Raw genomic sequence first — 22,565 nt, 5'->3', positions numbered from 1 at the left:
ATCAACAGATTGACAATTCTCCGGATTTCCCGAAGTGTAAAAAAATTAGACAGTGGTGTATAATTATTAGACAAACGGTGATAAACCGTTTCCTCCCTATTTTATCTGTCTAAATATTAGACACAGGTTAGGAAGTGTAAAACCGAACCTGTATCTTTGCACACATAAATACATTATTATTACAATGGCTAAACAAGGCACCATACTGGTTGTAGACGACAACAAAGGGATTCTGACCGCAGTACAGATGCTGTTGGGAACCTGTTTTGAAAAAGTGATAACGATCTCCACACCCAACAAGATAAAGACGACATTACATAATGAAGATGTAGATGTGGTTTTGCTGGATATGAACTTCAGTGCCGGGATCAACACCGGAAATGAAGGATTGTTCTGGCTTTCTGAAATAAAAAAGGAAGAGCCGTCCGTCCAGGTAGTTCTGTTCACCGCTTACGCCGATATCGACCTGGCAGTAAGGGGCATCAAGGAAGGAGCAACCGATTTCGTGGTGAAACCCTGGAATAACGCCAAGTTGCTGGAAACTCTGAAGACCGCTTACGATATCCGGATGGCGAACCGCAAAGGTATCCCGCACGAAAACGACAAGCAGGTCATATCCAAAGAAAGCGGTATGTTCTGGGGAGAAAGCAATGCCATGCAACAACTCCGCAACCTGATCGAGAAGGTAGCCAAGACGGATGCCAATATCCTCATCACCGGTGAGAACGGTACGGGTAAAGAGATGTTGGCAAGGGAGATCCATATACTCTCGAACCGCAAAAAAGAGGCTATGGTTCCGGTCGACATGGGAGCCATCACCGAGACCTTGTTCGAAAGCGAGCTGTTCGGCCATATGAAAGGAGCCTTTACGGATGCACGTGCCGACCGTCCCGGTAAATTCGAAGCGGCAAATAACGGTTCGCTGTTCCTGGATGAGATCGGCAACCTCTCCTATCATCTGCAAGCCAAATTATTGACGGCCCTGCAACGCCGCAGCATCGTCCGCGTAGGCAGCAACACACCTATCCCTATCAATATCCGCCTGATCTGTGCCACCAACCGCGATTTGCAGGAAATGGTACAGAAAGACCAGTTCCGCGAAGACCTTTTGTACCGTATCAACACCATCCATGTGGAGATACCGTCTCTTCGCGAACGACCGGAGGATATTGTCCCGCTAACGGAGATATTCCTGGCCAAATACACCAACATCTACGGCAAGTCGACCATGCGCCTGAGTGCCGACGCCAAAGAGAAACTGAAACAACAACCCTGGTTCGGCAATATCCGCGAGTTGGAACATACCATCGAAAAGGCAGTGATCATCACAGATGGGGATACGCTGGAAAGTACCGACTTCGATTTTCCCCGTAAGAAAGATGCTCCGATGAAAGAGGTTACTACACTGGAAGAAATGGAATACAACATGATCAAGAATGCCATGGATAAATACAACGGCAATCTTTCGCTTGTTGCAAGCCAGCTGGGTATTTCACGTCAGACACTGTACAATAAAATAAAACGTTACGAATTATAATGTGCCAACCAGCACATTGACACATCATTTGTTATGTTAAAAGGCATTTATCATAGTCTCACCTTCCGTCTGGGCTTGTTTGGAATACTGACAATTGCCGGAACTTATACGGCCATGAACCATAAATGGGAATGGTTCATCCTCCTTTCTATCGCCTGGCTCTATTCCATACAGATGATGCGTAATTTATTCAAGCGGAATGCCCAGAAGGTAGCATTCATGTTCGATGCGATAGACAACAGCGACTATGCTTTCCAATATGCCACCCGCGGGCGCTCATCGAACGACAAGCTGGTGAGCGAGTCATTGAACCGTATCACCCAGATCCTTTTCCAGGCGAAAGCGGATGCCGTACAGAAAGAAAAGTACTACGAGCTTATCATGAACTCGGTAAACACGGGGATCATCGTCCTGGACGACATCGGAAACATCTTCCAGACTAACAACGAAGCCCTGCGCTTACTGGGACTTTCCGTATTCACCCACGTCAAGCAGTTGGCCCGCATAGACGAGAAACTGCAACAGACAATCACCGATATCCGTCCGGGAGACAAGCACCAGATCTCGTTTGTCAACGAACGCGGTACCGTGAACCTGTCGATCCGCGTATCCGAAATGACCCTGCAGGACAAACATGTCCGTATCCTGGCTATCAACGATATCAACAGCGAACTGGATGACAAGGAAATCGACTCGTGGATACGCCTTACCCGCGTACTGACACACGAAATCATGAACTCCGTCACCCCTATCACTTCCCTGAGCGACACGCTGCTTTCCCTGCATGAAGATGCCGACAGCGAAATACGTAACGGACTGGAAGTGATCAGTACTACGGGGAAGACGTTGATATCGTTTGTCGAGTCTTACCGCAAATTCACGCACATCCCGACGCCCGAACCTTCGCTGTTCTATGTACAGAAATTCGCGGAAAGGATGATAAATCTGGCCCGCCATCACAACAATTACCCCAATATAACGATTAATATAAGTATAGAACCGGCCGACCTGATCGTTTATGCCGACGAGAACCTGATCACCCAGGTCGTACTGAACCTGCTGAAAAACGGAATGCAGGCCATAGGCAGCGAACAACCGGACGGACGTATCGAACTGAAAGCTTATTGCAACCCGGATGAATCGGTAGTCATAGAGGTCAGCAACAACGGCCCCGTTATCCCACCGGAAGAGGCGGAACATATCTTTGTCCCGTTCTTCACCACCAAGGAAGGCGGAAGTGGTATCGGACTTTCCATCTCACGGCAGATCATGAGGCTTTCGGGTGGTAGCATTGCCCTGAAGAGCAATCCGGCTATCAGCAAAACGTCGTTTATCCTGACATTCCCGTAAGAGGAAACGGATGCGGTTTCGGATGAACAGTCGATCCCGACCGGAATGAGCACCTTATCCCGACCGAGAGCGACACTCGATTGCGACCGGAATAGAGTATCGATTGAAAAGTAAACAAAAAGATAAGACAGAATATGAAACTTCTAGACAAACTCAAAATCAATCACAAACCCCGCTCAGGGGGATTAGACTTACTTAAATACATTGGCCCCGGACTATTGGTTACCGTCGGCTTCATCGATCCCGGAAACTGGGCGACCAACCTGGCTGCCGGGTCGGAATTCGGATATGCCCTGCTGTGGGTGGTTACTTTTTCTTCCATCATGCTGATCATTATCCAACACAACGTAGCTCACCTCGGTATCGTTACCGGGCTCTGCCTGTCGGAAGCGACCAACAAATACATGCCGCGTATGCTCAGCCGCCCGATCCTCGGTTCGGCCATGCTGGCCAGTATATCCACCTCTCTGGCGGAAATCCTGGGTGGAGCCATTGCCCTTCGTATGCTGTTCGGTATGCCGATCAAGATAGGGGCGGTCATCATTACGATTGCCTGTCTGATCATGCTGCTCAGCAACACCTATAGCAAGATAGAACGTTGGATCATTATGTTCGTCTCCATCATCGGGCTCTCGTTCCTTTATGAACTGGCGCTGGTAGACGTCCATTGGGGGCAAGCGATACAGGGATGGGTAAAACCGTCGTTCCCGCCAAACTCGATGCTGATCATTATGAGCGTGCTCGGCGCCGTAGTGATGCCGCACAACCTGTTCCTGCACTCGGAAGTGATCCAGAGCCGCGAATGGAATCTGGAAGACGAGACGGTGATCAAGAAGCAATTGAAATACGAATTTTATGATACGCTCCTATCGATGGTTATCGGTTGGGCAATCAACTCGGCCATGATCATCCTGGCTGCCGCCACCTTCTTTAAAGAGAAAATCGCAGTCGAAGAACTGGATCAGGCACAACAGTTACTGGTACCTCTGGTAGGGAATAATGCGGGGGTCATATTTGCGGCCGCGTTATTGCTGGCAGGTATTTCATCAACCATCACATCGGGGATTGCCGGTGCTTCCATCTTTGCCGGATTCTACGGGGAGGCATATAACCATAAGGACTTACACTCCAAGTTAGGGGTTATCCTGTCATTCGTCCCGGCACTGCTTATCATCTTTCTGATCGGCGATCCTTTCAAAGGGTTGATCCTCTCTCAAATGTTGTTAAGCGTACAGTTGCCGATCACGGTCTTTACGCAGGTATATCTTACTTCAAGCAGGAAAGTGATGGGGCAATACGTCAATTCCCGTTCGACCACCATCCTGTTGCTGTTGTTGGGAACAATGGTCACCGTATTGAACATCGCCCTGTTGATCAGCTTGTTTTAAAAAATTAATCCGGTTTGCCGGCATAACCATCGCACGCAGCCTTATAAATGAGATAATGGCTATGGAAGTATTATGCTCTGTTCGATAAAATTAAGCCTCAAATACAGGAAAAAACTTGTATCGCTATGTAGCAAATAAAGAAATCGCTACCTTTGCTCCGTTAAAAAGAAATAACATATTCAGAACAGATATGAGCGATATCAGAACGAACGAAGAAGAAGGCAAAAAGAGCCTGAATTTTATTGAAGCAAATGTTGAGAAAGATCTGGCAGAAGGTAAAAACGGCGGACGCGTACAAACCCGTTTCCCACCCGAACCCAACGGTTACCTGCATATCGGACACGCCAAAGCCATTTGCCTGGACTTCGGCATGGCAGAACGTTACAACGGAGTTTGTAACCTTCGTTTCGACGACACCAATCCGGTAAAAGAAGATGTAGAGTATGTCGATGCAATAAAAGAAGATATAGAATGGCTCGGATTTCATTGGAACAACATCTATTATGCATCCGACTATTTCCAGCAGTTATGGGACTTTGCCATCCGTCTGATCAAGGAAGGGAAAGCCTATATCGACGAACAAAGTTCGGAAGTTATCGCCCAGCAGAAAGGAACCCCTACCCAACCGGGTATCAACAGTCCGTACCGCGACCGTCCTATCGAAGAGAACCTGGAGTTATTCAAAAAAATGAGCGACGGCGAAGTGGAAGAAGGTGCGATGGTATTGCGTGCTAAAATCGATATGGCGAATTCCAACATGCACTTCCGCGACCCGATCATCTACCGCGTGGTTACCTCAGCACACCATCACCGCACAGGCGATAAATGGAAAGTGTATCCGATGTACGACTTCGCACATGGTCAGAGCGACTACTTCGAAGGAGTTACACACTCGCTTTGTACCCTGGAATTTGTGGTACACCGCCCATTGTACGACCTCTTCATCGACTGGCTGAAAGAAGGCAAAGACCTGGACGATAACCGCCCCCGCCAGACTGAGTTCAATAAATTGAACCTGAGCTATACGCTGATGAGCAAACGCAACCTGCTCACGCTGGTAAAAGAGAAGCTGGTAGACGGTTGGGACGATCCCCGTATGCCGACAATCTGTGCTTTCCGCCGCCGTGGTTACTCCCCCGAGTCTATCCGCAAATTTGTAGACAAGATCGGTTATACTACATACGATGCCCTCAACGAATTCGCTTTGTTGGAAAGTGCCGTTCGTGAAGACCTGAATGCCCGTGCCACACGTGTATCGGCCGTCCTCGATCCGATCAAACTGATCATCACCAACTATCCGGAAGGAAAAGTGGAAGAGATGGAAGCGATCAACAACCCGGAGGATGAAACAGCAGGAACCCACCTGATCGAATTCAGCCGCGAGCTGTGGATGGAAAGAGAAGACTTCATGGAAGATGCACCGAAGAAATTCTTCCGCATGACTCCGGGACAGGAAGTCCGCCTGAAGAATGCCTATATCGTGAAATGTACAGGCTGCAAAAAGAACGATGCCGGCGAAGTGGTGGAAGTATATTGCGAATACGATCCGAATACCAAGAGCGGTATGCCCGATAGCAACCGGAAGGTAAAAGGAACCCTGCACTGGTTGAGTTGTGCCCACAGTCTGCCCGCAGAAGTCCGCTTATACGACCGTCTCTGGAAAGTAGAGAATCCACGCGACGAATTAGCCGCTATCCGCGAAGCAAAAGACTGTTCCGTTCTGGATGCGATGAAAGAGATCATCAACCCGGACTCATTAAATATACTGACTAATTGTTACGTAGAGAAATATCTGGCAGATGCCAAACCGTATGATTACCTGCAATTCCAGCGTATCGGTTATTTCAACGTAGACAAAGATTCGACGCCGGAAAAGCTTATCTTCAACCGCACCGTATCCCTGAAAGATACCTGGAGCAAGATGAAGGATAAAGCGTAATAAACAAGATAAAAGAGAATTTACCTGATATATGAAAGAAGATGATATTTCACGCCTGTTACAACGTTACCTGGATGCACACGAAAAAGGGAAAGAACCCTATTTCGACGCAGATGAACTCAGCGACTTGTTGGACAGTTTTGAAGAATCGGATGATTATAAATACTTCGATGAAGTTTTAGCCTTAGGGCTAAAGCTTCATCCAGGTAATACGGATTTACAAATCAGGCAGTGCCTCTTTTATGTCTATAATGAAGATTATGACAGTGCGCTCGCTTTGATCGATTCTATTGCCGAAACCGACAACCAGGACCTGGACTTATTACGATTGGAATGTTTTTGCATGCTCGACGAATATGATAAAGTAGTCGAATTTACGGAAGACATCGCTGCACGGGATTGTGACTATCTGGAATTAGCATTCGAGTACATCGCTCCCCTTCTAAGTGATATGGATATGGGTAAGGAAGCGCACGATTATATCAAACGCGGCATTGCCTTATTCCCGGACAATCTCACCCTGAAAGATGAGTTATGCTACAATCTGGAAATGGAGGGCGACATCGACGGTGCCATTGCCATATGCAACGAACTGATCGATAAAGATCCATACTCGCACGACTATTGGTTCTCGCTCGGACGCCTGTATTCCATCAAGTCGGAATTCGATAAAGCAATCGAAGCTTTCGACTTTGCCCTCACCTGCGACGATTCGGATCCCGAACTGAAAATACTGAAAGCTTACTGCCTCTACATGAACGAAAATTATGAAAAGGCACTCGAAGTATATAAAGAGATAGAAAGCGAATCGGATATGTCGGAACGTATCAAGCCGTTAATGGCAGAATGCTACATCAAACTGGAAGATTATGAAGGAGCATACGCGATGCTGAAAGACATCATCGGAAAGAAGGTCACAGCCAATGAGCCGGCAGCATACATTAATTATATCCGCTGTTGCACGGAAACCGACCGCGACCGGGAAGCGTCCAAAGCGCTCATAAAAGCTGTAGAGTTATTTCCGAGTAATGTCCGGATACTCTCCTTACTGGCATTGACTTACGTTGAGAACGGGGAAGATAAACTTGCTATCGAGACAACCGAACGGTTGTTCGACGTGCTGGATCAAGGAAGTGATTATCAACCGGAAGATTACGAAAGCCTGTTCCATGCCGGACAGTTCCTGTATATGAAGGGAGAAATAGAGAAAGCGCTCAAATACTACCATAAGGTGATGGAAGTCAATCCCGACATGCCTTATATACATCTTCATATGGCGATGGCTTATCTGGCAAAGGGAGATATGAGACATTTCGGAGAACATTTCTCGCAGACCTCTCCGCAGGAACTGGTCGAATACCTGGAAAGCTCGGGGGTAGACTTCAGCGATGTGGAACAGCAATTGATGGGTAAACACATTCCACCGGAAGATCTTACAAAAGAATTCCTCAATAATAAAGACAACAACAATTAAATGAACAGAAATCTAAAAGACTACGGTCTCTTACTTTTGAAAGGCATGGGAATGGGGGCGGCAGATGTTGTCCCCGGTGTATCTGGTGGTACGATTGCCTTTATTGTAGGTATTTATGAAGAGCTGATCGATTCGATCAAAAGTATTAACGGAGCGAGTCTGAAATTACTTTTTACCGGTAAGATCGCCGCCTTCTGGAAAGCGATCAATGCCAATTTCCTGCTATCGATCGTTGCCGGTATCGGCATCAGTATTTTCTCACTGGCAAAGATTATTACCTGGTTGCTGGTGACACACCCTATCCTGGTTTGGGCTTTCTTCTTCGGGTTGGTACTGGCTTCTACCTGGTTCGTATCGAAGGATATCAAGCAATGGAACTGGAAATCGATCCTGTGCTTTATCATCGGAGCGGTCATCGCCTATTACATCACAGTGGCCACACCGGCGGAGACTCCCACCAACCTGTTCTTTATCTTCCTTTGCGGGGCGATCGCTATCTGTGCGATGATCCTGCCGGGTATTTCGGGTAGTTTCATCCTTGTTTTGCTGGGTAAATACTTCTACATTATGGAAGCTGTAAAGACATTCAATATACCGGTGATGCTCGTTTTCATTTGTGGAGCGGTACTGGGTATCACCTCTTTTTCACGCGTCCTATCATTTGCCTTGCGCAGATTTCACGACACGACGATCGCCGTACTGGCCGGATTTATGCTGGGTTCGCTGAATAAAGTATGGCCGTGGAAAGAAACGATAGAAACATATACAGACAGTCACGGTGTTATCAAACCGCTGGTAGAGGCAAATATCCTGCCCGATCAGTTGGTATGGGAAGCAGTCGGATTAATGATCTTCGGCTTTGCCATCGTATATTTCCTTGAAAAGTTATCCATGAAGGGAGCTAAGGCTTAAAAAAGAAATCTCTTCCCTATGCTCACGCACGGAGAAGAGCTCGGTCTCTCGCCAAAGAGAACCTCATCAATTATGTTAACCTTATGGGTTATAAAGGGAGCGATTCGCCAAGAGTTGCTCCCTTTTCTTGTTGAAAACACACATTATTATAGTTTTGTTCATTCGTATTCCGGCAGCGCCATCTATAATACAAATGGCGTGCCAAAAGCATATACATCTATTTATCAACCACATACTATTTCAACATCAAACAGGTTATGTCAAATAATTAGACACCGCCGTCTAATTATTTGACAATCTAAATCAATTTATCTCACATCATACCTTGTAAAGAAATAAAAACAAGCTATGAACAGCACGGCGATCGTTACGATCATCGCAATCAGGTAGCCACTGATAAACTCGATACGCTGACCGAAAGAAGCGATCTGTTCCTGGTATTGCGGGATCTGATCGATAGCGACAGGCTTTTTGCTGGTGGAATAATCCTCATAAGGGTTATACCAATGCGGACTGTCGGCATCCTTCGCATCAATATCCTTGAACCATTGCAAGAACCTCTCCTGGAAAATATGCAAGTCATTCCAGTTCTTCTGGAAACGCAGGTAACCACCTCCCAAAAACGCCTCATTCATATAATCGAACTGCGCAATCGGTGAAAGTAACGTGAAATTACGGGTCTGCTCGAACTGACGGAATTGTTGCAGGTAATAGGCATCATTATACTTCTTATCATTATTCATCAGATTAGTCTGGATATTTGCACGCAACTCATGCCGGGGATAAAATGGATCCCTGCTATTGGAAGACCAACTTCCAGCCGGTGCGTTACGGTTAATATCATAAGATGCTTCGTGGCGTTTCTGAGCCACTTCTTCCGATGTCGGTATGCTGAACAACTTCTTTGCCCAGAATACAGAGGTATTAGGAATGATAACCGCGGCAAACAACCAGAAGCAAAGGGAAATAAGCAAGCTGATATTTGAATAACGTGTTACCACCGACGACAACAAACCAAAGACGGCAAAAGTAGTAATGAATAAAAGACTGATCAATATAAATCCGCCCGTCTCGATCATAAAGCTACCGTTCAACTGCACCTGGCCGGAAACAGCCAGAATAAGCAGGCTGATCATAATACCGATCAGTTCCATGAGTCCTACCACTGTAACGATGCTCAACAGCTTGCTGCATAGGAAAGTCCGTCGGGGTACGGCATTTGAAAAGACCAAAGCCAGCGTCCTCTCCTCTTTCTCACCCGAAATGGCATCAAAAGCAAAAAGTAAAGTAATAAAGCTCAGGAACATGGAAACAATAAACGACCAGCTCAAACTGTCTCCCCTGCTCAACAAGGGATTGTTACTGTCATGGCGTACCGAATAATTGAACACATTATAGGCACTATAACGGATGCGATTAGGCAAATAGTTTTCCTTACAATCGGCAACTATACTGTTTTCGCGTGGAGAAGTGACAAAATAATTCGGCACCGTCGCCACCTTCGATACATTCTCAGCAAGTTTGCCTATTGTTTCCTGTTGTGCTTTGCTATACTGGGCATAGTTCTTATGCAGATCCTTAAAAGAGGAAACAAATGAAATGCTCCCCAAAGCAAACACTAACACAACAATTACAAAAGAAACCTGGAAGCGCAGGCTATACAGATAGTTCTGCAATTCCCGTATATATAAAGTTGTAAACATAACTGTAATTATTTATTATCTGACATCATATTTCATAAACGACACGATTGTTCCTATCAACAAAACGATCGCCAATCCCAGTAAGGCCGATAAGCGACCCAGCGCATCACCTAAAGCAGCTGAAAGCGTTGCCTGCCCGGGGACATAACGGGGAAGGCTACTTGTATCAGGATATGGAAATTCACTATACCCTCTGTCAAACCTCTTCCAGGCTGTTTCATCCCCCGAGTCCAGTTCCGCCTGTGTCGGAAACTCTTCCAGGGGCTGAGGAGTAAAGTAAGCTATAGACTCAAACAACTTTTGATCCTTGTAATAGGTAATAACGCTCTCGCGGTAGTTGCGCACACTCTCCATATATTTAAGAAAACTACCCGCATTAGTACGACACAAAGCTTCTGTCGTCTGGGCAAACAGTTCAGAAGGCGACAGCCAGGCGATAACCTGTTGCAATTGTTGCTGACGCAACAGACCATCCAGATAATTCCGTTGCAAAGCCCATTTCTTGTCCGCATTGTTCAGCATAACAGGGGTTGCCCAAATCTGCAACTGCTGATGAAATATAGGTAAATCCCGTGAGCCACCGGCTAACTCAGTCCACCCTTTCTCATCACCATTGGCATTATTATAGTTCAAGCTCCCCAGATTGTACTTTTGAGCAATACGCGGTGCTTCTTCTCTCTGTTCTTTATAAAAAGTTTCGTCATAATCCTGCATGGCGGCCTGTACGTTATCATACAAGGGGGCTTTTGAAATACTCTGTGCCAGGTAAGTCGCAATGTTAGGCATCAGGAACAGGAACCATATCCAGCACAGCAAGCTGATAATAATGGATGAAGACGAATGTGTCACCCTACTGGAAATGAACATTCCCAACAAAAGAAATACCATCATATAGATAACCGACGTCAGCAAGAGCAGTAATAACCCGCCCCAGTCGGAAGCAGAGAATGAAACCTCCGGATTAACCACAATAATAAGGCAAGCCAGCAGGTAACAGAACAGCAGGATAGGCAGCAACGTAAGCAACAACCCCAATAACTTTCCAATCAGGAAAGAGATACGGCTTACCTGTCCTGTAAAAGTCAGTTTCATCGTCCCGTCTTCCCGCTCCCGGGTGATGGCATCATACGAAAAGACGAGTGCCAGCAACGAGATCAGGATAGCGATCACTTTAGAAAAGTCTATGGAGAAGAAGGCATTCAGCAACGGGTTATCGCGGGTAAGGGTATGCCCTTCTGGAAATAGCGGATATTCCCAGAAGAGTATTTTTACCTTATTCCCGATATTGCTGATAATACCTGTACTGAATATACTCAGCGGCTCCGGCTCCTGAACCACGGTCGGACGTACAGCCGACCATACCCGGCTCTCTTTCATTTCCTTATCCGCCTGTGCCTGCTCTATCTTATAGACACGCACCTGGTTCTGATAATTATCCACACTGACGATCACCGTAAACGGTATCACCAGCAGACACAGCACAAACCCTATAATAAACCTGACCGACAACAAGTTCAGCAGGAAATCTTTCTTTGCTATTAACCAAATCATAGTATATATGTATTATATCGTTTGTACTCTTACTCTATGACAGCTTCCTGCATATAATCCAGATAGATACGTTCCAGGTCATCCTGAAGGAATTCTTCACGGCTGCGAAGCATCACCAGACGGCCTTCTTTCATGATACCGACGCGGTCGGCTACCGCTTTGGCACGGAACAAGTCGTGGGTACACATCAGGATACTCTTTCCGGCGTTACGCAGGTTGATCAGTATCTGCATCAATTCAGCTGCACTCTTAGGGTCGAGGCCGGTGGTCGGTTCGTCCATCACGATATTGTCGGCATCCTTGATGATGGCGATTGCCAGACCTACTTTCTGTCGCATACCTTTGGAGAAGGTCTTCAGTTTACGTTCGAAGGCTTCTTCCTGAAGGCCGACACGGCGCATGACGTTATAATAGTCGGTCTTTGTCAGGTTCGGCTTCCCTCCCAGACGGGCGAAGAAGTCGAGGTTCTGACGGGCGGTGAAGTTGCCGTACAACATCACATTCTCGGAAACGAAAGCGACGTGGTTCTTTGTTTCCAACGGGTTTTCCATCACGTCGATACCGTCTATCAGGGCATGGCCGGAAGTAGGTTCGATAAAGTTGAGGAAGATATTGATAGAAGTGGTCTTCCCCGCCCCGTTGGCACCCAGTAAAAAGAATATTTCACCCGGTTTGATTTCCAGGTTCAGTGAATCGAGGGCCAGGTTGCCGTCTTCATATCTCTTTGTCAAATCGATTGCTTGTAGCATAATGTTCTTATTTTTATTTGTTATTATTCTGTAATTGTATATTGCTTACCGTTTGCTAAGCTTCATGCCGAACCAAACGATTCCGCCGACAAAGCCGATGAGCAACAAGATCAGGAAGATGGTTCCGATGATGGAAGTGGAAGCATTTACCTGGATACGGACAGTCTTGTCTTCGGTATCCACCTTGCGGTTATCGGCCATAGCTTCGGTCTTGATCTTTACTTCCTGGGCACCTACTCCTCCGTCCGACGGCGGGATGATGGTTACCTTCACGGTCAGTTCCTTTTCCGGTTCGAGACTGCTGATCACATCCGGTTCGATACGGGTATCCCAACCCAGCGGTTTCTCCGTTGTCAGCTTGATGTTATCCAGACGGCGGGTTCCTCCGTTGCGGACGGTCACGTCCATAGCCACTTCTTTTCCGACAGTCGTTTCATGATAGAGGTTGTTTGCACGCACTTCGATCTTTCCCTTTCCACGGGGGATGATCTCCAGGTTTTCGCTTCCGGCCTTTTCACCGTTGGCGGCGGAGACAGTCTGTACCTGGAATTTGATCGGCTTGTCGATCACTACCTGCTGATCGTCGCGATCCGGCAGATAGACTTGCAAAGATAACTTCTTTATGTTTACCCCCTGTGCAAATTTGATCTGAGTCACTTTACTTTCGCCATCGGTAAAGTCGTAGCTTATCTGGCGCGGCAGATCGAGGATCTCCAGGCGGTAGACATCATCCGAGGTGGAGAAACGTTCGAGGGTCAGGTCGTAGGTCGCCTTGCTGCTCAGGTCGGCTTCCTGGCTGAACTGCATAGACGAGATATCGATCACGTTCACACTGGCATCCTTCTTCAAATAGATATTCTTTTCATCTTTCCGGTTGTTGTAATTCAGCGCCACCGTCAGGTTCTCGGCATCCTTCAGCAGCTCGAAGTCGGCAGTCGCCACCTTTCCCAACTCGATAAACGGGACACGGAACTCGTAGGGAGAGCCGATAATCGTTTTCGACTCGTTATCTACTAACGATACATATATATTATATATTTTACCGGAACGCATTTCGGGAGTGAATACGTCGAAGTGTTCCTGAAACTGGTTCAGGTACTCCTCATTTCCTTCGAGGGCACTCTTCAACGTGATCTTCACCTTGCGCTCGCCCCGCTGATCCTGATACTTCACGGCACGTTCTACGGTGATGTAACTCTGTTGCGAGATCAGTTTAAGGATCAGCTTCTGATAGTCTACCTCCTTACTCAGCAGCTCATTCTTCGAGCGGTTGAAGTCGTTGGCAGAGATGGCTTTTTCATTGTACAACTTCGTGTCGTTCTGATACTTCTGTTTGGCCACTTCATAATCGGCACGCGTCTTCTTCAGGTCGAGCAACAGGGCTGCTTCGCTATTTTCCTGTGCCCGGACGCCGAACGACAGCATCAGGAAAGCCAGCAATACTGGCAGTGTTTGAATCATTTGTTTAATCATTGTCGTATTCATTATATATATATTTATCTTTCCGATAGGGAACTTCTAACTCAAAAGCGCCCTGTAACTAGTATTTTTCTTCTATATTCTTTTGCTTTTGAGCATGCTCAAAATTAATTTCGGGCTTGCTAAAAATCAATTTCGAGCTAGCTCAAAATTAAATTCATGCATGCTCAAAAGTATACTTTCTCATATATTTTGAACTAATAAGTCACTATCCGAGAATTAGTTGTTGCCTACTTTCCGGCTAGTTCCTTGTCTTCCGGCATGAAACTGCGGTTATGTTCGAAGTCATACATCGTCTTCCGGTTCAGGTCGGCTACTGACAACCGGTAGGTGATATAACTGTCTATATAAGCCAGTTGCACCTGCGAAAGACGCTCCTGCTCGATAGAAAGTTCCTGGCTCGTCATGTCGCCGTTTTCGAAACGCATCTGGCTGATACGGTAACTCTGTACGGCTACTTCCTGGTTGCGGCGGTTGATACGGTAACGCTTCTCGGCTTCATACACGCTGCGTACTATCTCGCGGATTTCCTGTTCGATGGTTCTTTTGGTGTTGTCGAGGTTCAGTTCGCGCTGTTTCAGGCGGACTTGTTCGCGGCGTACCTGGTTCTTGGCACGTCCCCAGTCCATCAGCGGGTAAGAGACGGTCAGGGCGATACCACGGTTGGAAGGGCGGTCGCGCATATTATCGAACGAAGAGCCGACCAGCTGGCCTACCGATCCTTCTCCCCGCGTACTCAATCCCGTAAAGTCGTAATAGGCGGAGATATTTCCTTTGAACTCCCGTTCGCGTTTGGCGCGTTTCACTTCGATGGCTTGCAGTTCGATGTCCAGGTTGTCTTCCTGTATCTCCATACGGTTGCGCAACGCTTCATCGATGGCCTGTTGCATGTCGACGATAAAAGCTTCAAACTCCATATCCGCTTTCAGGTCGATCTCCTCTTTCAGATCCAGGCCGATCAGCAGTTTGAACTGGTCTTTGGCAGTCGACAGTTTGCCTTCGCTTTCCATCACGCGGGCTTCATCCTGTGCCACGGTGATCTCGGCGATCAGCATTTCCCCTTCGGGAAGGTTGCCTGTTTCCTGTTTCAGCTTGGTGATGCGATAGGCTTCGCGGGAGTTGGCCAGGCGATCCTCGTTGATCTTATGTTCGTAAGCCAGTTTGTACACGTTGTAGAAACCTTCGGTTACATTATATACGATGTTCATCTGGACACGGGTGAAGTAGCAGGTGCTCTTCCGGAAGTCGAGTTCGGCCACCTTCATATTCTCTTTCAGCTTATTGGCGGTAAAGATCGGTTGGTTGAAGGACAGGGCGAAACGGCTGTATACCTGGTCGCGTTCCAACTCCTCGTAATCCTTTTGTGAAAGCGTGGTACGGTAATTCTCCCAATACATTTTAGATGACAGGGCAAAGTTACCGCCGGTGGGCAATACATACGTGAAGTTCAGGTTTCCTCCCACCTGCAGGGAACCGGTAGAGTTATACACCGGCAGACCGTCGGCCTGAGACACCTCCGTCAGTTCTTCCGTCCACGAAGGGGTGAAGAGGCTGAAGTCGAGCATCGGCTTGAACTGCGCTTTCGTGTAGAGGTAAGAGTAGCGGGTGGCATCCATGTCCTCCTTGTAGTATTTCACCGTATAGCTTTCGCCCAGGGCAATACGGATGGCCTCATCATAGGTGATCGTCCGGAGGTTTTCCGTCTCCGCATGTCCCGCCAGGGCGAACCCTATTAATAAAGATGCTAACAAATTTCTTTTCATATTATATCGAATTAAATCTTTCCGGGTAACACATTACCCAATTATCGTTATTTGTTTCCTTATACGCCTATAATAAGGCAAATGGCGTGCCAAAACAGCAATCGGTTGATTATACATCGCTTACGGAAACGAGTAACTTTTTACTCATGGGTAAGCGGGAAGAGCCTTACCCAAATTGGGTAATTCTTTACCCATTCAGGGATATTTCAGAGGATAATACAATCTATTCAGCAGAAAATTATAATCCGGACACGGGAAAAGCCATATCTTTGCCCAACGATATTAAACAAGTAATACCATGAATATAAAACAAGTAACCCGTTATGCCTTTTTATCTCTGACACTATTCACTACGTTGGTTTCTGCCGGGACGAAAGAGCCCGTCGATTATGTGGATATGTTTATCGGCACCTCCAATTCCCGGTGGATGCTGGGGCCTTATGCCCAGGAACCGTTCGGTATGGTGCAACTCGGCCCGGACAACCAGGGAAACGTTTGGATGGGCGGATACGAATATGCCATCAACAGCGTCTCCGGCTTCAGTCACCTGCATGCCTGGACGATGGGCGGATTGATGATCATGCCGACAACGGCCGACCTCGCCCTGTCGAACCCTTCGGTGGATTCCCCTTACAAGGGTGCGAATGCCGGCTACCATTCCCGTATCCTGAAAGAGACGGAAAAAGCCTCGCCGGGATATTATTCCGTCTATCTGTACGACCATGAAGTGAAAGCGGAACTTTCCGCCACCACCCGTTGCGGCATCCATCGTTACACCTTTCCCGAAAGAAAGGAGTCGAGAATATTAATAGACCTCCTCTTCCCTACCGAATGGGATTACGGGTTCAGCGTAAAAGATGCGTGCATCACCAAAGTAAGTAATACAGAACTGGAAGGGTATGCCGACTGTCAATCAGGCCCGTGGAGCAGCTGGAACAAATACAAACTGCATTTCATCGTCCGCTTCAGCAAACCGTTCTCCCAACTGAACGGCTGGAACGAAGGGGAAGAAAAAGAAAATATACAAGCGATCGCTGGAAAGAACGACATCGGAGTCTATGCCCTTTACAACACAGAAGAAGGGGAAAGTATAACCGTCTCCACAGGCTTATCGCTGGTCAGTATCGAGCAAGCCCGTTTGAATATGGAGACAGAACTGGCACCTTTGCAATACGACTTCGACCGCGTAGCGTCACAAACCCGCAATAAATGGAACGAACTGCTCGGCAAGATCGAGATTGAAGGAGAGAACGAAGTGGATAAAACCAAGTTCTACACCAACCTCTACCGTGCCTATGCCGGCAAGCAAACCTGGAACGACGTAAACGGACAATACCGCGACGCCTGCGAAAACGTGCAACAACTGGATCACGGCAATATGTACGGCGGCGACGCTTTCTGGAACAGTTTCTGGAACCTCAACGGACTCTGGTCTATCCTTTCGCCCCGCATTGTAGACGATTGGGTGACCACCCAATTGGAAATGTTCAAACATACCGGATGGACAAGCAAAGGGCCGGCCGGACTGGAGTATTCCGGTATCATGGAAGGCTCGCACGAAACCGCCCTCCTGGTGGCCGCTTACCAGAAAGGCATACGCAAAGACGGCGAAGAGATCTACAAAGCGGTAGCAAAGAATGTAACGGAACCCGGCATCAACCATCCTTGTGGCGGCAACTGCGGCAACCCTCTACTCGACGTTTACATCAAGCAGGGTTATATGCCGATGGAAAAGGGTGTCGTTTCCAAAACACTCGATTATGCCTACGACGACTGGTGCGTCTCGCAACTGGCCTTTGCCCTCGGCAAGAAGAAGGAAGGGAAAGCCCTGCTGGCACGTTCCATGAACTACAAGAATGTATTCCATCCGGAGAAGAAGTTCGTTATGCGCCGCGACAGCCTGGGTAACTGGGATGCGGACTTCGATGTCTTTTCCAACAAAGGGTTCATCGAAGGGAACAGCTGGCAATATTCCTGGTATGTGCCGCATGATGTGCCGGGGTTAGTCGGTTTTCTGGGTAAAGACTTGTTCAACAGCCGCCTGGAAGAGGGCTTTATCAAGTCGGAAAAGCATAAGTTTGCCGCACATGTATTCGACCGTACGACGGGACAGTCTGCCGAATTCTATATCAACCAGGGGAACGAAGTGAATATGTGTACCCCATTCCTGTTCAATTATTCCGGCAAACCGTGGCTGGCGCAAAAGTGGTCGCGTGCCATCCTGGACAGTTTCTACGGCTCCACACCCTATCACGGCTGGGAAGGGGATGAAGACGAAGGACAGATGGGTGGCTGGTATGTGATGAGTGCCCTCGGCTTCTTCGAAATGAACGGCGGCGCTTCCCTTCAACCGGAACTGGAACTGACCAGCCCGCTGTTCAACAAAGTCACCATCCATTTAGACCCGGATTATTATAAGGGAAAGACCTTTACGATCGAAGCACGTAACAACTCGAAAGAAAACATCTATATCCAAAAAGCGTATCTGAACGGCAAAGAATTAAAACATCCCCGGATACCTTTTGCCGCCATTGCCGCCGGAGGAGAACTGGTACTCGAGATGGCCGATCAGCCGGCGTACGGGTGTTTTAAACATTAATTGCTCTTTATTCGTCTGCTTTTTATACTTTTGTACAAAGATCAGAAACAATATGCCACTATTTAAGAAGAACGAACAAGCCGCACAGCCGAACCTGGAGCTACTGCTTTCGGAGTTTAACCGGTCGCTGGCACTGATCGTCGACAAACAGTTACTTATCGGCAATATCGTTGCCAAAGTAAAACAGATATGCCCCGTGGAAAGTATTTATATCTTCCTGCGGGATGAGAATACAGGCAAGTACAGGCAGCAAAACGAGGCAAAGAACAAACCTGTGACGCTGACAGGCCGGAGCCGGTTGGTCAACTGGCTGTCGGTAAACGAAAAGCATCTGATCGTATCCGAGCATCCGGACATTATCGATTATTTCCCGGAAGAAGAGCAGGAAGCCATACGGCAGCTGGGCTCCGAACTGATCTTTCCCCTTAAAGTGATGAACCAGACAAACGGCACCATCTTCATAGGAAAGAAAAATGACGGCACCCGCTTTACCGAACAGGAGCTGAACCTGCTCTCCATCCTGATCAACCAGGCGAACTTTGCGATCGAACATGCTTCGCTATACGAGATACAAACGGAACGCCTGAAGAAGATGTACCGCACCGACCGTCTGGCTACGCTCGGCGAACTGGCTGCCGGTGCCGCCCACGAAATACGGAACCCGCTGACGGCTATCCGCAGCACAATCCAGTATCTGAGCAAAGACTTCAGCAGCGACCCGGCAAAAAGCGAAATGATGACGGAGCTGATCTCCGAAGTGGAACGTATCAATAAAATCGTACAAGGCCTGCTGTCGTTTGCCCGTCCGTCAGCCCTCGATGCTTCGGAGGTAAACATCGAGCAACTGATCAACCAGACGCTTTTGCTGGTGACGAATACCTTACGCAAACAGAATATAGAAGTAGAATTCGAATACTTCACCGACAACACGACCATACAGGCCGATGCGGAACAGCTGAAACAGGTTTTTCTCAACATCATCCTCAACGCTGTCGAGGCAATGAACCGGAATACTCCCGACCGCTCGCGTACATTAATAATAAGTATAGAGAAAGGGGCTCCCATCAACCCTCATTCCCGTTACCTGATCATTTCATTCGAAGACACCGGAAGGGGCATCGAACAAAAAGACATCGAGAATGTATTCAACCCTTTCTTCACGACAAAAGAGGAAGGAACCGGACTCGGCCTTGCCATCTGTTACGGCATCATCAACCGGCATGAGGGCGAGATAGAAGTAAAAAGTACGCCCGGCAAAGGCACTTGTATGAATGTAAAACTACCGCAACGTATATGAAAGCAAAAATAGTAGTGGCCGACGACGAACCGCGCATCCGTAAAATGATCTGCCGCCTGCTCACGGACGAAGGATATGATGTGATGCCTGTCGAAAACGGACGGGAAGCAGTGGAAGCGCTCCTCTCCTTCCAGCCCGACGTTATTTTACTGGATCAGCAAATGCCGGTCATGACCGGAGTGGAAGCGTTGGAAGAAATCAAACAGATATCGCCTAACCAGGTCGTCCTCTTTGTCACGGCTTTCGGCTCTATCTCGCTGGCGGTCGATGCCGTAAAGAAAGGAGCTTACGACTTTATAGAAAAGCCTTTCGACAACGATAAACTACTACTCACCGTAGGCCGTGCCATCGAGCATACCCGGATGAAAGGAGAAATATCGAACCTGAAAAAGAGCCTGGGCGAAAAGAAAAGTGCCGTCATCGGAGACAACACCGGCCTGAAGCAGGTAATGACACAGGTGCGCCGGGTGGCAGAAACCAATGCGACAGTGCTGATACACGGCGAAAGCGGAACCGGTAAGGAATTGATTGCCCGTGCCGTACACGACAACAGCCTTCGCAGCCAGGGCCCGTTTGTGGCTATCAACTGCGGGGCAATCCCTCTTACCCTGATGGAAAGCGAGCTGTTCGGACACGAACGCGGCGCCTTTACCGATGCCAAAGAAGCCAAAGCCGGCACTTTCGAGCGGGCGGATGGCGGCACGCTGTTCCTCGATGAAGTGGGCGAACTGCCTTTGGATGCACAGGTCAAACTGCTTCGCGTATTGGAAGAACGGAGAATTACCCGCATCGGTGGAAAGAAAGCCATTCCGGTAGACGTCCGCATCGTAGCGGCTACCAACCGCAACCTGGACGATGAGGTGAAGAACGGGCATTTCCGGCTCGACCTGCTCTATCGCCTGAATGTGTTTACCCTGATCCTTCCGCCCCTGCGCGAGAGGAAAGAAGATATTCCCCTGCTGACCAATTTCTTTATCCGCAAATATAACCGGACGCTGAGCCTCGACGTACAGTCCGTCAGCCCCGAAGCAATAAGCCTGCTTACGTCTTACGACTGGCCCGGCAACGTGCGCGACCTGGAGAATGCGATACAGAGCTCAATGATACTTTGTACCGGAGGCGTGATCCGTCCCGAACATCTGCCCGACCGGATAAAAGGGTACGAACTAGCCGAAGCACAGACCGTAAGCGGAAGCAGCGGAAACAGTATCCGGGAGATCAATGCACAGATGGAGAAAGAGCTTATTATTGAAGCCCTGAAAAAGCATAACTTCAATCGTACCCTGACAGCAGAGGCTCTCAATATCAGCCGGAAGACATTGTTTAACAAAATGAAGCGTTATGGGCTGTCGTCGGATGAAAATTGACACTGCGCCTTTGCTATTCATTGGCTATCTGTCATTGTTACGAGGAATGATCTATTAAAAAACAAAACATCCCCTTGTTTTTATAACATTAGTTCTTAACTTTGCCATCCTACACGACATAAAACATAATTAGTTATACTATGGCAAAAATAAAAGGAGCGGTAGTTGTCAACCAAGAGCGCTGCAAAGGATGCAACTTATGTGTGGTTTCCTGTCCGAGCGATGTACTGGAATTACACCCGCGTGAAGTGAATAACAAAGGGTACCATTATGTGTACATGAAAAACCCGGATGCTTGCATCGGTTGCGCCAGTTGCGGATTAGTTTGTCCGGACGGTTGTTTAACCATCTACAAAGTAAAAATATAAAAAAGATATGGCAGAAGAGATAAAATTAATGAAGGGGAATGAAGCCATCGCACATGCAGCTATCCGCTACGGTGCCGACGGATACTTCGGTTACCCCATCACTCCGCAGTCGGAGATCCTGGAAACCCTGATGGCTGAAATGCCCTGGGAAACTACCGGAATGGTAGTACTGCAAGCCGAAAGCGAGGTTGCGGCAATCAATATGGTATATGGCGGTGCCGGTACCGGCAAACGTGTAATGACTTCATCATCCAGCCCCGGTATCAGCTTGAAGCAGGAAGGTATTTCCTATATTGCAGGTGCCGAGTTGCCTTGCCTGATCGTTAACGTGATGCGTGGCGGCCCCGGTCTGGGAACAATCCAACCCAGCCAGGCAGACTACTTCCAGACTGTAAAAGGGGGTGGACACGGCGACTACCGCCTGATCACGCTCGCTCCTTCTTCCGTACAGGAAATGGCGGATTTCGTAGGACTGGGTTTCGACCTGGCCTTCAAATATAACAACCCGGCTATTATCCTGGCAGACGGTATCATCGGCCAGATGATGGAAAAAGTGGTTATGCCTCCTTTCCGTCCCCGCAAGACAGAAGCCGAAATCATCGCCGAATGTCCGTGGGCAGCACAGGGTAAGCTGAAAAGCCGCAAGCCGAACGTGATCACTTCACTGGAGCTCGACCCGGCCAAGATGGAAGAGAACAACATCCGCTTCCAGGCTAAATATCGCAAAATTGAAGAAAACGAAGTACGTTACGAAGAGTTCCATTGCGACGATGCGGAATACCTGCTGGTTGCTTTCGGTTCTTCCGCCCGTATTTGCCAGAAAGTGGTGGAGATCGCTCGTGCGGAAGGCATCAAACTCGGTTTGTTGCGTCCGATCACTTTATGGCCGTTCCCGACAAATGCTATTGCCGCTTATGCCGATAAGGTAAAGGGTATGCTTTCTGTCGAACTGAATGCAGGTCAGATGGTAGAAGATATCCGCCTGGCTGTAAACGGGAAAATAAAGGTTGAACACTTCGGCCGCCTGGGTGGTATCGTGTTTACTCCGGATGAAGTACTGAATGCGTTGAAAGAAAAGTTATTTTAATT

General features: G+C 47.9%; 16 protein-coding genes. 11 read left to right on the top strand and 5 right to left on the bottom strand.

Annotated elements, in window-relative coordinates; all coding sequences use genetic code 11:
* The first annotated feature begins 184 nt into the window (after positions 1 to 184).
* From HMPREF1212_RS07695 to HMPREF1212_RS07670, 6 genes are all read left to right on the top strand, one after another.
* The gene (locus HMPREF1212_RS07695; RefSeq protein WP_046148967.1) at positions 185 to 1,537 is read left to right on the top strand and encodes a sigma-54-dependent transcriptional regulator; all 1,353 of its coding nucleotides are present in this window, start codon (positions 185 to 187) and stop codon (positions 1,535 to 1,537) included.
* 33 nt (positions 1,538 to 1,570) lie between these two features.
* Positions 1,571 to 2,887, top strand: coding sequence for a sensor histidine kinase (locus HMPREF1212_RS07690; protein ID WP_046148966.1), 1,317 nt, complete (start codon positions 1,571 to 1,573; stop codon positions 2,885 to 2,887).
* A 134-nt stretch (positions 2,888 to 3,021) separates the two neighbouring features.
* Positions 3,022 to 4,275 (top strand): Nramp family divalent metal transporter, encoded by a 1,254-nt coding sequence (locus HMPREF1212_RS07685; protein ID WP_028727296.1) that lies wholly within the window; start codon positions 3,022 to 3,024, stop codon positions 4,273 to 4,275.
* Between the two features lie 190 nt (positions 4,276 to 4,465).
* Positions 4,466 to 6,214 carry a glutamine--tRNA ligase/YqeY domain fusion protein gene (locus HMPREF1212_RS07680; protein WP_046150280.1) on the top strand — a complete coding sequence of 583 codons (1,749 nt, stop codon included), beginning with the start codon at positions 4,466 to 4,468 and terminating at the stop codon, positions 6,212 to 6,214.
* 31 nt (positions 6,215 to 6,245) lie between these two features.
* On the top strand, positions 6,246 to 7,688 hold the full coding sequence (locus HMPREF1212_RS07675) for a tetratricopeptide repeat protein (protein WP_046148965.1): 1,443 nt from the start codon (positions 6,246 to 6,248) through the stop codon (positions 7,686 to 7,688).
* Entirely contained in the window at positions 7,689 to 8,600 is a 912-nt protein-coding gene (locus tag HMPREF1212_RS07670; protein ID WP_046148964.1) for a DUF368 domain-containing protein, read from the top strand. It abuts the gene before it with no gap.
* Between the two features lie 308 nt (positions 8,601 to 8,908).
* Here HMPREF1212_RS07670 and HMPREF1212_RS07665 read toward each other — a convergent pair whose 3' ends face one another.
* From HMPREF1212_RS07665 to HMPREF1212_RS07645, 5 genes are all read right to left on the bottom strand, one after another.
* Positions 8,909 to 10,303 (bottom strand): ABC transporter permease, encoded by a 1,395-nt coding sequence (locus HMPREF1212_RS07665; RefSeq protein ID WP_046148963.1) that lies wholly within the window; start codon positions 10,301 to 10,303, stop codon positions 8,909 to 8,911.
* A 15-nt stretch (positions 10,304 to 10,318) separates the two neighbouring features.
* Positions 10,319 to 11,854, bottom strand: coding sequence for an ABC transporter permease subunit (locus HMPREF1212_RS07660; protein ID WP_046148962.1), 1,536 nt, complete (start codon positions 11,852 to 11,854; stop codon positions 10,319 to 10,321).
* Between the two features lie 29 nt (positions 11,855 to 11,883).
* Complete coding sequence (locus HMPREF1212_RS07655) at positions 11,884 to 12,603, bottom strand: ABC transporter ATP-binding protein (protein WP_028727290.1); 720 nt, start codon at positions 12,601 to 12,603, stop codon at positions 11,884 to 11,886.
* Positions 12,604 to 12,648: 45 nt separating this feature from the next.
* Positions 12,649 to 14,088: an NEW3 domain-containing protein gene (locus HMPREF1212_RS07650; protein ID WP_232430055.1), complete on the bottom strand. Its 1,440-nt coding sequence runs from the start codon at positions 14,086 to 14,088 to the stop codon at positions 12,649 to 12,651.
* A 224-nt stretch (positions 14,089 to 14,312) separates the two neighbouring features.
* Positions 14,313 to 15,845 (bottom strand): TolC family protein, encoded by a 1,533-nt coding sequence (locus HMPREF1212_RS07645; protein ID WP_046148961.1) that lies wholly within the window; start codon positions 15,843 to 15,845, stop codon positions 14,313 to 14,315.
* Positions 15,846 to 16,143: 298 nt separating this feature from the next.
* Between HMPREF1212_RS07645 and HMPREF1212_RS07640 the strand changes: the two genes are divergently transcribed.
* The 5 genes from HMPREF1212_RS07640 (at position 16,144) to HMPREF1212_RS07620 (ending at position 22,563) form a co-directional block, all read left to right on the top strand.
* Entirely contained in the window at positions 16,144 to 18,444 is a 2,301-nt protein-coding gene (locus tag HMPREF1212_RS07640; RefSeq protein ID WP_046148960.1) for a GH92 family glycosyl hydrolase, read from the top strand.
* Positions 18,445 to 18,496: 52 nt separating this feature from the next.
* Positions 18,497 to 19,741, top strand: a complete 1,245-nt coding sequence (locus HMPREF1212_RS07635; protein ID WP_028727286.1) for a GAF domain-containing sensor histidine kinase — start codon at positions 18,497 to 18,499, stop codon at positions 19,739 to 19,741.
* A complete protein-coding gene (locus HMPREF1212_RS07630) occupies positions 19,738 to 21,108 on the top strand; it encodes a sigma-54-dependent transcriptional regulator (protein ID WP_046148959.1) in 1,371 nt (456 codons plus the stop codon). The genes HMPREF1212_RS07635 and HMPREF1212_RS07630 overlap by 4 nt, the downstream gene beginning before the upstream one ends.
* Before the next feature lie 140 nt (positions 21,109 to 21,248).
* Positions 21,249 to 21,476 (top strand): 4Fe-4S dicluster domain-containing protein, encoded by a 228-nt coding sequence (locus tag HMPREF1212_RS07625; protein ID WP_046148958.1) that lies wholly within the window; start codon positions 21,249 to 21,251, stop codon positions 21,474 to 21,476.
* A 7-nt stretch (positions 21,477 to 21,483) separates the two neighbouring features.
* A complete protein-coding gene (locus HMPREF1212_RS07620) occupies positions 21,484 to 22,563 on the top strand; it encodes a 3-methyl-2-oxobutanoate dehydrogenase subunit VorB (RefSeq protein ID WP_028727284.1) in 1,080 nt (359 codons plus the stop codon).
* Positions 22,564 to 22,565: the final 2 nt, after the last annotated feature.

Source organism: Parabacteroides sp. HGS0025 (assembly GCF_000969845.1).
Lineage (GTDB): Bacteria > Bacteroidota > Bacteroidia > Bacteroidales > Tannerellaceae > Parabacteroides > Parabacteroides gordonii.
Note: the sequence above shows the minus strand (reverse complement) of the source record. Positions and strands in the feature narration are given on the sequence as shown.

What these genes read in the sequence shown, in the direction of transcription:
- HMPREF1212_RS07695 (WP_046148967.1), top strand. Translation starts at nt 185, where the DNA reads ATGGCTAAACAAGGCACCATACTGGTTGTAGACGACAACAAAGGGATT.
- HMPREF1212_RS07690 (WP_046148966.1), top strand. Translation starts at nt 1,571, where the DNA reads ATGTTAAAAGGCATTTATCATAGTCTCACCTTCCGTCTGGGCTTGTTT.
- HMPREF1212_RS07685 (WP_028727296.1), top strand. Translation starts at nt 3,022, where the DNA reads ATGAAACTTCTAGACAAACTCAAAATCAATCACAAACCCCGCTCAGGG.
- HMPREF1212_RS07680 (WP_046150280.1), top strand. Translation starts at nt 4,466, where the DNA reads ATGAGCGATATCAGAACGAACGAAGAAGAAGGCAAAAAGAGCCTGAAT.
- HMPREF1212_RS07675 (WP_046148965.1), top strand. Translation starts at nt 6,246, where the DNA reads ATGAAAGAAGATGATATTTCACGCCTGTTACAACGTTACCTGGATGCA.
- HMPREF1212_RS07670 (WP_046148964.1), top strand. Translation starts at nt 7,689, where the DNA reads ATGAACAGAAATCTAAAAGACTACGGTCTCTTACTTTTGAAAGGCATG.
- HMPREF1212_RS07665 (WP_046148963.1), bottom strand. Translation starts at nt 10,303, where the DNA reads ATGTTTACAACTTTATATATACGGGAATTGCAGAACTATCTGTATAGC.
- HMPREF1212_RS07660 (WP_046148962.1), bottom strand. Translation starts at nt 11,854, where the DNA reads ATGATTTGGTTAATAGCAAAGAAAGATTTCCTGCTGAACTTGTTGTCG.
- HMPREF1212_RS07655 (WP_028727290.1), bottom strand. Translation starts at nt 12,603, where the DNA reads ATGCTACAAGCAATCGATTTGACAAAGAGATATGAAGACGGCAACCTG.
- HMPREF1212_RS07650 (WP_232430055.1), bottom strand. Translation starts at nt 14,088, where the DNA reads ATGAATACGACAATGATTAAACAAATGATTCAAACACTGCCAGTATTG.
- HMPREF1212_RS07645 (WP_046148961.1), bottom strand. Translation starts at nt 15,845, where the DNA reads ATGAAAAGAAATTTGTTAGCATCTTTATTAATAGGGTTCGCCCTGGCG.
- HMPREF1212_RS07640 (WP_046148960.1), top strand. Translation starts at nt 16,144, where the DNA reads ATGAATATAAAACAAGTAACCCGTTATGCCTTTTTATCTCTGACACTA.
- HMPREF1212_RS07635 (WP_028727286.1), top strand. Translation starts at nt 18,497, where the DNA reads ATGCCACTATTTAAGAAGAACGAACAAGCCGCACAGCCGAACCTGGAG.
- HMPREF1212_RS07630 (WP_046148959.1), top strand. Translation starts at nt 19,738, where the DNA reads ATGAAAGCAAAAATAGTAGTGGCCGACGACGAACCGCGCATCCGTAAA.
- HMPREF1212_RS07625 (WP_046148958.1), top strand. Translation starts at nt 21,249, where the DNA reads ATGGCAAAAATAAAAGGAGCGGTAGTTGTCAACCAAGAGCGCTGCAAA.
- HMPREF1212_RS07620 (WP_028727284.1), top strand. Translation starts at nt 21,484, where the DNA reads ATGGCAGAAGAGATAAAATTAATGAAGGGGAATGAAGCCATCGCACAT.